Raw genomic sequence first — 11,869 nt, forward strand, 5'->3', positions numbered from 1 at the left:
GAAGAGTGGGACGCAGGCATAACGAGTGCACAACACCCGCGACGCACAGACGTCAAAAGCGATGCACGAATCGCACCTGCCTGCGATTATCGGTTCGCTTCACCGAACCTCCACATCGTGTCACGCAGGTGAGGCAACCGGGCCAAGGTGATCGGAGCCCTATCCTTGTCCCCGGCAGGTCGGACGACCCGAGTGGGGCTCCAGACCGCAAGGCCATTTCCGGCCCCCGTAGCTCAGTGGATAGAGCAGGCGCCTTCTAAGCGCTTGGCCGCAGGTTCGAGTCCTGCCGGGGGCGCTCTGCCCGCACCACCTTTGAGGCCCTCCTCCCGGGAGGGCCTTTTTGCTGGTCGGGGGCAATCTAGCGGGCGGGGCGTAGAGGGGGCGTAAGCGCCGGGCACGCCGTCGGTGGCGCGGCGTCGTCGATGCCGCCGAGGGCGTAGACACAGCTCTGCGTCGGGGACTTCGGATATTCGCTCGACAGCGTCCGCGGTGGTTCCTACGGTGAGTGGCCATGTCCAGTCCTGAGGCGTCAAGACTCTAGCCACCGGTCGTCCGGTGGCTCCGCCGCGTACCCGTCGGGCACGTCGTTCGCCGCCGGATCACCACGCAACGGGCTGTGTTCTGCCCGGCTCGTGAGTCCCTTCGAGACTCCGGCCGGGTCCCTACGCGTGCAGGCCCCCTCACCTCTGTGACGGGGCCCTGGAGTCTTGTCATGCCACTTGCTCTGTACCTGCTCGGACTGGCCGTCTTCGCCCAGGGGACGTCCGAGTTCATGCTGTCCGGCCTCGTGCCGGAGATCGCCGCCGACCTGGGGGTGTCCGTCCCGGCGGCGGGGGCGCTGACGTCGGCGTTCGCCGTCGGAATGATCGTCGGTGCACCGCTGACGGCCGTCCTCGGGCTGCGCTGGCCGCGGCGCCGGGCGCTGCTGTTCTTCCTCGTGACGTTCCTGCTCGTCCACGTGCTCGGCGCGGTCACCGGCAGCTTCGAGGTGCTGCTGGCCGCCCGGGTCATCGGCGCTCTGGCCAACGCGGGCTTCCTGGCCGTGGCGCTGGCGACCGCGACCTCCATGGTCGACACCGGCGCCAAGGGCCGTGCCACCTCCGTCCTCCTCGGAGGTGTCACCCTCGCGTGCGTCGCCGGTGTGCCCGCCGGGGCGCTGCTCGGCCAACTGTGGGGGTGGCGCTCGGCGTTCTGGGCCGTTGCCCTTGTCTCCGTACCGGCCGTCGTGGCGGTCGCCCGCTCGGTGCCGGCCGGCCCGGAAAGCGCCGGCGCGCCGAGCGTGCGCGGCGAGCTGCGGGCCCTGCGCGGCCCCCGGCCGGCCGTGCCCCTGGCCGTTGGGGCGCTGGTGAACGGTGCCACCTTCTGCACCTTCACCTATCTCGCCCCGCTCGTCACCGATGTCGCCGGGCTGGGGCCGGCATGGGTGCCCGCCGTGCTGGCGCTCTTCGGCATCGGCTCGTTCGCCGGTGTGACCGTCGCGGGACGGCTGGCGGACACCCGGCCGCTCCAGGTCCTGCTGCCCGGCGGGACTGCTCTGCTCGCCGGCTGGGCCGTCCTCGCGTTCACCGCCGGTAGCCCGGTGGCGCTGCTCGTCCTCGTCCTTGTCCAGGGGGCGTTGTCGTTCGCCGTCGGCTCGACGGTGATCGCGCGGGTGCTGTACGCCGCGGCCGACGCTCCCACGCTGGGCGGCGCCTGCGCGACGGCGGCCTTCAACGTGGGCGCCGCGCTCGGACCCTGGCTCGGCGGGGCCGCGATCGGGGCCGGATTCGGCTACCGCTCGCCCCTGTGGGTGAGCGCCCTGCTGGTGGCCGCGGCGTTCGTCGTCGCGCTCGCCGCCGCGGGCACGGCCCACGCGGTGCGCCGCGGCGACCGAGGCGAGGGGCGGCCCGTGGCCGGCCTCAGCGGGAGCCGCCCTGTGTCAGGTCCGACCAGCCCAGCGGATACAGATCGGCGTCCCGGTCCCCGACGGCAGGTTCCGCGCCCGCCTCGGTGAACGCCGTCAGCGCTCCGACGAGTGCGGCCCGCTGCGCCGGGTCGAGCCGGGCCACGATCGCGGCGATCTCCTCGCGGCGGCGGCCGGTGACGTCCTCGACGATGCGCCGGCCCTCGCCCGTCAGTCTCAGCACCGTCTCCCGGCGGTTGTGGGGATTGACCTGCCGGTCCGCGAGACCGGCGGCGATCAGCCGGTCCATCATCCGCAGCGCGGTCGACGGGTTCACCCCGAGCCGCTCGGCCAGGACGACCAGCTTCGCGGGCCCCTCCGTGGACAGCACGACCAGGAGACGGAACTGGGGCAGGGTCACCCGGTCCTCGACGGCGGCGAGCGACCGGGCGGAGACGGCGACGAGGAGCCTCGATGCGGTGAGCACCGCACGGGTCACGGCGTCGACGTCGTCCATGTCCCCTGCGGGTCCCACTGGCTGGTTCATGTGATCTTTCTACCGCGCCGTGCCGGTGCCGGGACCACCGGTCCGGAGACGGCGCGGAGGGGCCGGCTGCGCCTGGAAGGGCCCGCGGCAGGGCGCGGCCGGGCAGCGCGGCGGACGCTGCGCGCGCCGGACCGCGCGGGGCGGCGGGCCCCGGCGGACGCGCCGCGTCCCGCCACCACGGCCCCGCCGCGCCGCCCCGCCGCCGCGCCCGATCACACCCGCCTCAGTCCCTCAGCCGCTGTGCCCGGCGGATCGCGTCCGCCAGTTCCCGTACCGCCCCGTCCTCCGTTGCGTCCGCCAGCGCCCGCGCCTGGTCACGGAGTTCCGCCAGGCCCGGGGAGCCCGGCACCGAACCGCCGCGCAGTTCGTCGGCGAAGTACGCGGCCACCGCCGTCACCTGGAGGCGCTTGGGCGCCGCGCCCCACAGCGCCCCGTCGATAGCGCCGGTCTCCACCGAGCCGGACCGCTCGTGGGGCGCGCGCGTCGCGGGGTCGAGCCAGCGGACGGTGGCCGTGGCGACATGGCCGCTCGCCCCCTCCCGGAGCCGTACGGCGTACAACGCGGTCACCGTGTGGCCGGGGCCGACCTCGCCGCCGTCGACGCGGTCGTTGCGGAAGTCCTCGTCCGCGACGGCCCGGTTCTCGTAGCCGATGAGCCGGAACTGCTTGACGGTCTGCGGGTCGAAGGCGACCTGTGCCTTGGCGTCACGCGCGCGCAGCTCCACGTGCGCGGGCAGCTGGTCGACGAAGACCCTCCTGGCCTCCTCCTCGTCGGAGACGTACGTGGTGTGGCCGTCGCCCTTGTCGGCGAGGCGTTCCATCAGCGCGTCGCCGAAGTCGCTGCCGACACCGACACCGAAGAGGGTGATGCCGTGCTCGCGGCGGGCGTCGTCGATGCGGTCGAGGATCGCGTCGGCCCCCGTCCGACCGGTGTTGGCGAGCGCGTCGGAGAGCAGCACGACGCGGTTGGTCGCGCCCTTCCTGCGGCCTTCGACGGCCACGTCGTAGCCGGTGGTGACCCCGGCCTCGACATTGGTCGAGTCGGTGGGCTCCAGGGAGTCGACGATGTCGTGGACACGGTCGCGGTTGCCGTCCAGGCGGGTCATGGGAAGCCGGGTCCTCGCCTCGTCGCTGAAGGTGACGACGGCGATCGAGTCGTCGTCGCGCAACTGGTCGGTGAGGGTGCCGAGGGACTTCTTGACGAGGTCGAGGCGGCCGGGCTCGGCCATCGAGCCGGAGATGTCGATGACGAACGTGAGCGCGGCGGGCGGTCGTTCGCTCGTGCGCGCGGGTGCCGCCGTGGACAGCCCCACCCGCACCAGCGACCAGTTCTCGCCGCCGCCGTCCCCGTGCACCTCCCCCTCCCCGGCCTGCGGCCGTGCGCCGTCGACGGTGACGGAGAAGCCGTTGCCCTCGGGGCGTTCGTAGTCCTGGCGGAAGCTGTTGACGAACTCCTCGGGCCGGACCTCGTGCGCCTCGGGCAGCCGCCCCTCCTTCAGGGTGCGGCGGGCGTAGCCGTAGGAGGCGGTGTCGACGTCGAGGGCGAACGTGGACAGGTAGTCGGCGGGCGGCGCGGACTCGCGGACCCTGTCGCCCTCGCCTTCGGCGGCCCCTTCGCCCGGCGCGCCCCGGCCGCCGTCGGGGACGGCCGGAGCCGGCAGCGCGCCGTTCGGCTTGCGGCTGTCGGCCTGGTCGGTGGTGATGTTCTCCGAGCCCGAGCAGGCCGACGTCAGCAGCATGCCGCCGGCCAGCACGGCGGTCACCACCGCCCTGGCCGCCCGTCCGCCCCTTCGTCTGCGGCCCGTCATTCCCGTACGGAACGTCATCCGGCTCTCCCCCTCGCATCGAACGGCACTTGTGAATGTGACGTCCGAGACGGCCGGAAAGAGCAGACGAAGGGGTTGCGGAAGGATCTCAATGCGGCAACGGCCCGCGGGGCAGCGGGAGTCGGCGTCCCCTGCTCCTGCGAGAGCACGCAGACGCGCTGCGCCTACGCCATGCCAAGGCATGCCAGGACACACGCCTACGACACGATGTCCTTGCGGGAGAAGTTACGGAAGGCGAGCGCGAACAGCACCAGCGCGTACGTGACCGACACGGACGCCCCCTTCACCATGCCGGTCCACTCCAGCTGCGGCTGGAGCGCGTCGATCCAGGCGAACTGCCAGTGGGCGGGCAGCACTTCGCGCCAGCCGCCCAGTGCCGTCACGGCGTCGAGCACATTGCCGATGATGGTCAGCCCGACCGCGCCGCCGACCGCGCCGAGCGGTGCGTCGGTCTTGGTGGACAGCCAGAACGCCAACCCCGCCGTGACCAGTTGGGAGACGAAGACGAACGCGACCACGAGGCCCAGGCGCCCCACCGACTCCGCGGCTCCGAGCGACCCGCCCGTGGGCAGCTCCAGCGGCCCCCAGCCGTAGGCGACCGTCCCCGCCACGAGGGCCACCAGCGGCAGCAGCACCATCGCCGCCGCGCTGAAGCCGAGCGCGACGGCGAGCTTGGACCACAGCAGCCGGGTGCGGGGCACGGGCGCGGCGAGCAGATAGCGCAGCGACGACCAGCTCGCCTCCGAGGCGACGGTGTCGCCGTGGAACAGCGCCACGGGCACCACCAGCAGGAAGCCCGCCGAGACGAACAGGCAGGTGGCGGCGAAGTTGGCGCCGGACGCCGTCGCCGTGTCCATCAGGGTGATGCGGCCGTTGTCGCGGCCGTCCGGGGTGCCGCCGATGGCGAACGCCGCGATCAGGATGAACGGCAGCGCGGCCAGGATCCCGGCCATCACCAGGGTCCGGCGCCGCCGCAGCTGCCGGACCGCCTCCACCCGCAGCGGCAGGGTGTGTCCGGCCCGGTACCCGGGGGCCGACCCGACGGGCACGGCTTCTTGCACGGGCACGCTCATGCCGAGCCTCCGATCAGGGTGAGGAACGCGTCCTCCAGGCGGCGGTGCGGTCCGACGCCCGTCAACGGCACGTCGAGCCGGACCAGTTCGGTGATCATCGCGGTGGCGCTCGCGCCGTCCAGCCGTACCAGCAGGCCCTCGTCCGTGCGGACGGCCGAGCCGATGCCCGGCAGCGCGGCGATCTTCTCGACGACGGGTTCGGGGACCTCGCCCGCCGTGGTGACGAGGAGGGTGTCGCTCTCGCCGGTGATCTCGGCGACCGGCCCGGCCTGCACGAGCCGGCCGCGGTCCATGACGACGAGGTGGGTGCAGGACTGCTCGACCTCCGACAGGAGGTGGCTGGAGACGATGACGGTCCGGCCCCCGGCCGCGTAGCGGATCATCACGTCCCGCATCTCGCGGATCTGCGGCGGGTCGAGCCCGTTGGTCGGTTCGTCGAGGATCAGCAGGTCCGGCAGGCCGAGCATGGCCTGCGCGATGGCGAGACGCTGCCGCATGCCCTGCGAGTAGGTGCGGACGGCGCGGGCCAGCGCGTCGCCGAGGCCGGCGATCTCCAGTGCCTCCTCGATGTGCGCGTCGGCGGCCGGGCGGCCGGTCGCCCGCCAGTACAGCTCCAGGTTGTCGCGGCCCGACAGGTGGGGCAGGAAGCCGGCGCCCTCGACGAACGCGCCGACCCGGGAGAGCACGGGCGCCCCGGGCCTGATGGCGTGCCCGAAGACCCGGATCTCGCCGTCGTCGGGACGGATGAGGCCCATCAGCATGCGCAGCGTGGTCGTCTTGCCCGCGCCGTTGGGTCCGAGGAGTCCGAGCACCTGCCCCTTCTCGACGCGGAAGGACAGGTCCCGTACGGCGTACCGGTCGGCGGACTTCGCGTAGCGCTTGGTCAGTCCGGTGATCTCCAGCGGCACGTCGGCGCGCTGCGGGTCGGGCGCGGGTGCGACGGCCCGGCGGCGGGCGGTCAGCAGCAGGACGGCCGCGACGAGTGCTCCGGCGGCCGGCAGGGCCCACACCCACCAGGGCATGCCGGTGGCCTCGGTCCGCACGGCGGGGGCGGTGGGCACGGTGAGCGTCGCTCCGGCGAGGGAGACGGTGTACGTGGCCGGTTCGGCCGGGGAGGCGTAGCCGAGGTCGGTCGCGGACAGGACGAGGCGCAGCCGGTGTCCGGCGTCGACCTCGTGGTCCACGGCGGGCAGCGTGAGCGTGATCTTCCGTGCCGTCGTGGCGTCCTCGACCCGGACAGGGGCAACGAGCTGAGCGGGCAGCACCTGCTGCCGGCCGTCGGGGCCGACGTCGTACACCTTTCCGAAGAGCACGGCGTCGCCCCGGTCCGAGGCCACCTCGACGGTGACGGACGGGGAGCCGGTGATCCGGGTGGCGCGGTCCATCGGTGCGGAGGTGAAGCTCGCGAACTGGCCGGGGAAGTCGAGGGACAGGCCGACGCCCAGGGACGACAGCGCTCCGGCGCCGCCGCCGAGGCCGGGGACGGCGGAGATGGCGGGCGGGTTGGCGCCCGCCGGGTTGGCGAGGCGCTGTTCCCGGCCGGTGAGCGTGAACTCGCGGGCACCGCTCGCGAGACCCGGGTAGCGGTCGGCGGTCGCGCCGCGCAGCAGGGCCTGCCCGTCGGTCGAGTCGACGCCTCCGGTGCGGCTGACGCGGAAGGCGGGCCCGGTGTCCGCGCCGTTGTCGTCCTTGAGGTACCGGTCGAACCAGGCGCCGATCCGCCCTTCGACCCGGCTCGTCTCGCGGTCTCCGCCGTCGTGCCCGCCGGCGATCCAGTCGACCGCGACGGGTGCGCCGTTGCCGCCGATGGCCCGGGCCATGGCGTCGGCATGGGAGAGGGGGAAGAGGGAGTCGGCCTGGCCCTGGACGATGAGCGCGGGCACCGCGATGCGGTCCGCCACCGCGGAGGGGCTGCGTTCCTCGAGGAGCGCCCGGGCCTCGGCGTCGGGCTTGCCGGCGACGGCGACGCGTTCGTACATCGCGCACAGCCGCGGCTCGAAGCGGCCACAGCCCGCCGGGTTGGCGGGGGCGGCGGCCGTGCGGCCGCCGCGGGCGTCGGCGGCGCCCGCCTCGTCCGCGGGTGCCTCACCGGCGGGCGGCGGGGCCACACCCTGGTCGGGGGCGGGCGCGGACCCGGTGGAGAAGAAGATGCCGGCCCAGAGCTTCTTGAACACGCCGTCGGGGAAGAGGGCGTCGGCGAGGTTCCAGTACGTGATCTGGGGTGCGATGGCGTCGACGCGCCGGTCGTGCCCGGCGCCCAGCAGCGAGATCGCGCCGCCGTACGAGGAGCCGGTCATGCCGACGCGCGGGTCGCCGTCCTTGTCGAGCAGCACCTCGGGCCGCCGCGCAAGCCAGTCGATCAGCCGGGAGACGTCCTTGACCTCGGTCCGCGGGTCGTTGAGGCCGATGCGTCCGGTGGACGTCCCGAAACCGCGCGCCGACCAGGTCAGGACGGCGTACCCGTCCTTGGCCAGCTTCTCCGCCTGTGCGCGGACGTCCTCCTTGCTGCCTCCGAAGCCGTGCCCGATGAGCACGGCGGGCCTGCGCCCGTCGTCGCCCGCGGTGAAGTACGAGGTGTCGATCTGCGCACCGGGCATGTCCAGCACCCGGTCCTCGCGGTGCACGGCGGGCGGGCCGTCGTCGGCGACGGCGGTCCAGGTGCCCGCGCCCGCGAGGACGGCGAAGGCCGCGACACCGGCGAGCCATCGGCCGCGTGGTCCGGTCCTGAGCCGGCCGAGGGACCGGGGAAGTCGGATCTGCATGGGAAAACCCTAAGCGGACACGCTGTGCGAACTCGGCTGCCGCCAGGCGGAACTCCTTCACCTTCCCGGGGAGTACGCCGAGGCGGCGTGTACACCAGACGCGGTATGAGCACCGGACATTCCGGGCACGCGGCCGGGGCACACAAGATCCACACTTACTGACTCGTAGTCAGATCCCTTTGTTCAAGCGGGCACGATCCACCTCCCGCCCCCTTGTGTCGCAGGTCACATCCCACGACTCTGGCGGACAGAACCGCACGTCCTGGCACCATGCACGCCCGTACTTGTCCGTAACCGGTCAACGAAAGGTACAGGTGCACGAGATGGGACCCACTGCCCGTCGCGCGACGGCGCTGATATCAGCAGTCGCCGCCGCGACCGGTCTCCAGTTCGCCATATCCCCCACCGCGCAGAGCGTGACCCTCGGCGATCTTCGTCTCGCCCCCACTGCAACCGCCGTACAGAACAGCTGGATCGTCGTCCTGAAGGACGGCAGCACGCATGCCGCCGATCTCGGTGTCACCCCCAAGCACACCTACCGCAGCGTCCTGACGGGCTTCTCCGCATCCATGTCCGCGGAGAAGGCCAAGGCCCTCGCGGCCGACCCGCGTGTGGCGTACGTCGAGCAGAACTCGATCGTCCGCCTCAACGAGACCCAGCCGAACGCGACCTGGGGAATCGACCGCATCGACCAGCGCAACCTGCCGCTGTCGAAGTCGTACACGTACAACGCGACCGCGTCGAACGTGAACGCGTACATCATCGACACCGGAATCCGCACGTCCCACAGCGAGTTCGGCGGACGCGCGCGCGTCGGCACGGACACGGTGGGCGGCGGCCAGAACGGGCAGGACTGCCAGGGCCACGGCACGCACGTGGCGGGCACGGTCGGCGGCAAGACCTACGGTGTCGCCAAGAACGTCAACCTGATCGCCGTACGCGTCCTGGACTGCCAGGGCTCCGGCACCACCGCCGGTGTCATCGCGGGCGTCGACTGGGTGACCGCCAACGCCCAGAAGCCGGCCGTGGCCAACATGAGCCTCGGCGGCTCGGCGAACACCTCGCTCGACAACGCGGTGAAGAAGTCGATCGCCTCCGGCGTCAGCTACTCGATCGCCGCGGGCAACGGCCTTCCCATCGTGGGCCTGCCGGCCAACGCCTGCAACTACTCGCCCGCACGCGTCCCCGAGGCGATCACGGTCGGCGCGACGGACAACGCGGACCGCCGGGCGTCGTTCTCCAACTACGGCACGTGCCTTGACCTGTTCGCGCCCGGCGTGGACATCACGTCGGCGTGGAAGGACAACGACACCGCCACCAGCACCATCTCGGGCACGTCGATGGCGGCCCCGCACACCGCGGGCGCGGCGGCCCTCTACCTGTCCACCCACCCCACGGCGACCCCGGCCCAGGTCAGGGACGCCCTGGTGAACAACGCGACCAGCGGCAAGGTCCAGAACCCCCTCACGGGCTCCCCGAACAAGCTGCTGTACTCGCTGTTCTAGGCACCATCTCTAGGCGGCGTCCGGGCGGAGAAGATGCCCGAGGAGCTCCGGCCCGGCCGGGTACGGCCGCTCCTCGGGCAGCAGCCGCGCGGCACCGTCCCTGTCCCCCTCGCGCACGCGTCCTCGGATCTCGCGCGCGAGGGGGGTCACATCCGTGATGGCCACGGTCCACTCGTCCGCGTACCGTCCGGCCGCCTCACCGGCGAGACCCAGCTGGAGCGAACGGTACGGCAGCGGGTTCAGCGCGAGATCCCGCTCCGGGTCCCACTGCACCCGGGCCGGCGCCCGCCGCAGCGCCTGCTGCCAGGCGTCCCTGCTCCCGTGCACACCCTCCCGGTAGTGGGAGAGGCACGCGTTCCGCAGCGCCCACTCGAATCCGTCCCGCCGGATCTCCACGGCCAGCACCGTCTCCTGGTCGGCCTTGGTCCCCCATCCGCAGCGGTACATCATCCACAGGAACGACGGCTTGATCCAGGTCATCCGATCCCGCTTCCAACTGACCGGAAAGCGGCCGTCGCGCGCTGCCGGGCCGCCGATGCCGGGGGCGTACGCCTGGTAGACCGTGACAGTCTCCTCGGTGTGCAGGGCACGGATGCGGTACGTGGGCTCACTGTTGTCCATGCGCCCAGAGTGCGGGTCAAAGACCTTGTGCGGCCACCGGTTTCACCTCCGGCATCGCCGCCCTGACGACCAAGACCCATGGAGACCGCGCCGCGCAGGCGGCCGGCTCCCCACCCGGGGTGGGGGCCGGCCGCCTTTCGTCGCGTGCGTCAGTGGTTGCGCGGGAAGCCCAGGTCCACGCCCGCCGGGGCGTCCGCCGGGTCCGGCCAGCGGGTCGTGACGACCTTGCCGCGGGTGTAGAAGTGCACGCCGTCGTTGCCGTAGATGTGGTGGTCGCCGAAGAGCGAGTCCTTCCAGCCGCCGAAGGAGTGGTAGCCCACCGGGACCGGGATCGGCACGTTCACGCCGACCATGCCGGCCTCGATCTCCAGCTGGAAGCGGCGGGCCGCGCCGCCGTCGCGGGTGAAGATCGCGGTGCCGTTGCCGAACGGCGAGGCGTTGATCAGCGCCACGCCCTCCTCGTACGTCTCGGCGCGCAGCACACACAGCACCGGGCCGAAGATCTCGTCGCGGTACGCGTCCGAGTCGGTGGAGACCTTGTCGAGCAGGGACAGGCCGATCCAGTGGCCGTCCTCGAAACCGTCGACCGTGTATCCCGTGCCGTCGAGCACGACCTCCGCGCCCTGGGCGGCGGCGCCCGTGACGTAGGAGGCGACCTTGTCCCGGTGGGCCCTGGTGATCAGCGGGCCCATCTCGGACGTGGGGTCGTTGCCCGGACCGATCTTGATCTTCTCGGCGCGCTGGCGGATCTTCTCGACCAGCTCGTCGCCGACCGCGCCGACCGCGACCACCGCGGAGATCGCCATGCAGCGCTCGCCCGCCGAACCGTAGGCGGCCGACACCGCGGCGTCCGCCGCCGCGTCCAGGTCGGCGTCGGGCAGGACCAGCATGTGGTTCTTCGCGCCGCCGAGAGCCTGGACGCGCTTGCCGTTGGCGGACGCGGTGGTGTGGATGTAGCGGGCGATCGGGGTGGAGCCGACGAAGGACACCGCGGCCACGTCCGGGTGCGCCAGCAGCGCGTCGACCGCGACCTTGTCGCCGTGGACGACGTTCAGCACGCCGTCGGGCAGGCCGGCCTCGGCGGCCAGCTCCGCGAGCAGGTTCGCGGCGGACGGGTCCTTCTCGCTGGGCTTGAGGACGAAGGTGTTTCCGCAGGCGATCGCCAGCGGGAACATCCACATCGGCACCATCGCCGGGAAGTTGAACGGCGTGATGCCGGCGACGACGCCGAGCGGCTGGCGGATGGCGGCGACGTCGACCCGGCTGGAGACCTGGGTGGACAGCTCGCCCTTGAGCTGGACCGTGATCCCGCAGGCCAGCTCGACGATCTCCAGACCGCGGGCCACCTCGCCCAGCGCGTCCGAGTGCACCTTGCCGTGCTCGGCGGTGATCAGGGCGGCGATGTCGTCGCGGTGGGCGTCGAGCAGGGCCCGGTACCGGAACAGGACCGCGGTGCGCTGCGCCAGCGAGGACGTGCCCCACGTCGCGTACGCCTCCCGGGCCGCGGAGACGGCCGCGTCGACCTCCTCCACGGAGGCCAGGGCGACCTTGGTGGTGACCTCGCCGGTCGCCGGGTCGGTCACCGGGCCCCAGTTGCCGGACGCACCCTCGACGGTCTTGCCACCGATCCAGTGGTTGACGGACTTCGTCATGG

Annotated in this window: 8 protein-coding genes and 1 tRNA gene; 3 read left to right on the top strand and 6 right to left on the bottom strand. The window is 72.6% G+C overall.

Translation table 11 applies throughout. The features are described 5' to 3' along the window. Positions 1-222 precede the first annotated feature (222 nt). Both ACF08N_RS09830 and ACF08N_RS09835 read left to right on the top strand, forming a co-directional pair. Positions 223-295, top strand: a tRNA-Arg gene (locus ACF08N_RS09830). 417 nt (positions 296-712) lie between these two features. Next, positions 713-1,993: a Cmx/CmrA family chloramphenicol efflux MFS transporter gene (locus ACF08N_RS09835; protein ID WP_392324078.1), complete on the top strand. Its 1,281-nt coding sequence runs from the start codon at positions 713-715 to the stop codon at positions 1,991-1,993. Here the strand turns inward: ACF08N_RS09835 and ACF08N_RS09840 are convergent. The 4 genes from ACF08N_RS09840 to ACF08N_RS09855 all read right to left on the bottom strand — a co-directional run bounded on the left by ACF08N_RS09840 (position 1,899) and on the right by ACF08N_RS09855 (position 8,089). Beyond that, positions 1,899-2,429, bottom strand: a complete 531-nt coding sequence (locus tag ACF08N_RS09840) for a MarR family winged helix-turn-helix transcriptional regulator (protein ID WP_392324079.1) — start codon at positions 2,427-2,429, stop codon at positions 1,899-1,901. The two genes, ACF08N_RS09835 and ACF08N_RS09840, sit on opposite strands and share 95 nt — an antisense overlap. A gap of 223 nt (positions 2,430-2,652) precedes the next feature. Then, on the bottom strand, positions 2,653-4,254 hold the full coding sequence (locus ACF08N_RS09845) for a von Willebrand factor type A domain-containing protein (protein ID WP_392324080.1): 1,602 nt from the start codon (positions 4,252-4,254) through the stop codon (positions 2,653-2,655). Between the two features lie 197 nt (positions 4,255-4,451). Then, positions 4,452-5,327 carry an ABC transporter permease gene (locus ACF08N_RS09850; RefSeq protein ID WP_392324081.1) on the bottom strand — a complete coding sequence of 292 codons (876 nt, stop codon included), beginning with the start codon at positions 5,325-5,327 and terminating at the stop codon, positions 4,452-4,454. Continuing rightward, positions 5,324-8,089 carry an alpha/beta fold hydrolase gene (locus ACF08N_RS09855; RefSeq protein ID WP_392324082.1) on the bottom strand — a complete coding sequence of 922 codons (2,766 nt, stop codon included), beginning with the start codon at positions 8,087-8,089 and terminating at the stop codon, positions 5,324-5,326. Before ACF08N_RS09855 ends, ACF08N_RS09850 begins: the two co-directional genes overlap by 4 nt. A gap of 323 nt (positions 8,090-8,412) precedes the next feature. Here ACF08N_RS09855 and ACF08N_RS09860 point away from each other — a divergent pair, with 323 nt between their 5' ends. After that, positions 8,413-9,594: a S8 family peptidase gene (locus ACF08N_RS09860; protein WP_392324083.1), complete on the top strand. Its 1,182-nt coding sequence runs from the start codon at positions 8,413-8,415 to the stop codon at positions 9,592-9,594. A gap of 9 nt (positions 9,595-9,603) precedes the next feature. Here the strand turns inward: ACF08N_RS09860 and ACF08N_RS09865 are convergent, their stop codons facing one another. Together ACF08N_RS09865 and mmsA are read right to left on the bottom strand one after the other, a co-directional pair. Beyond that, on the bottom strand, positions 9,604-10,215 hold the full coding sequence (locus tag ACF08N_RS09865; RefSeq protein ID WP_392324084.1) for a DUF4291 domain-containing protein: 612 nt from the start codon (positions 10,213-10,215) through the stop codon (positions 9,604-9,606). 149 nt (positions 10,216-10,364) lie between these two features. Further along, positions 10,365-11,867, bottom strand: coding sequence for a CoA-acylating methylmalonate-semialdehyde dehydrogenase (gene mmsA, locus ACF08N_RS09870; protein ID WP_392324085.1), 1,503 nt, complete (start codon positions 11,865-11,867; stop codon positions 10,365-10,367). Positions 11,868-11,869 lie beyond the last annotated feature (2 nt).

It is taken from the genome of Streptomyces sp. NPDC015127, assembly GCF_043080095.1.
In the GTDB taxonomy this organism is placed as follows: Bacteria; Actinomycetota; Actinomycetes; order Streptomycetales; family Streptomycetaceae; genus Streptomyces.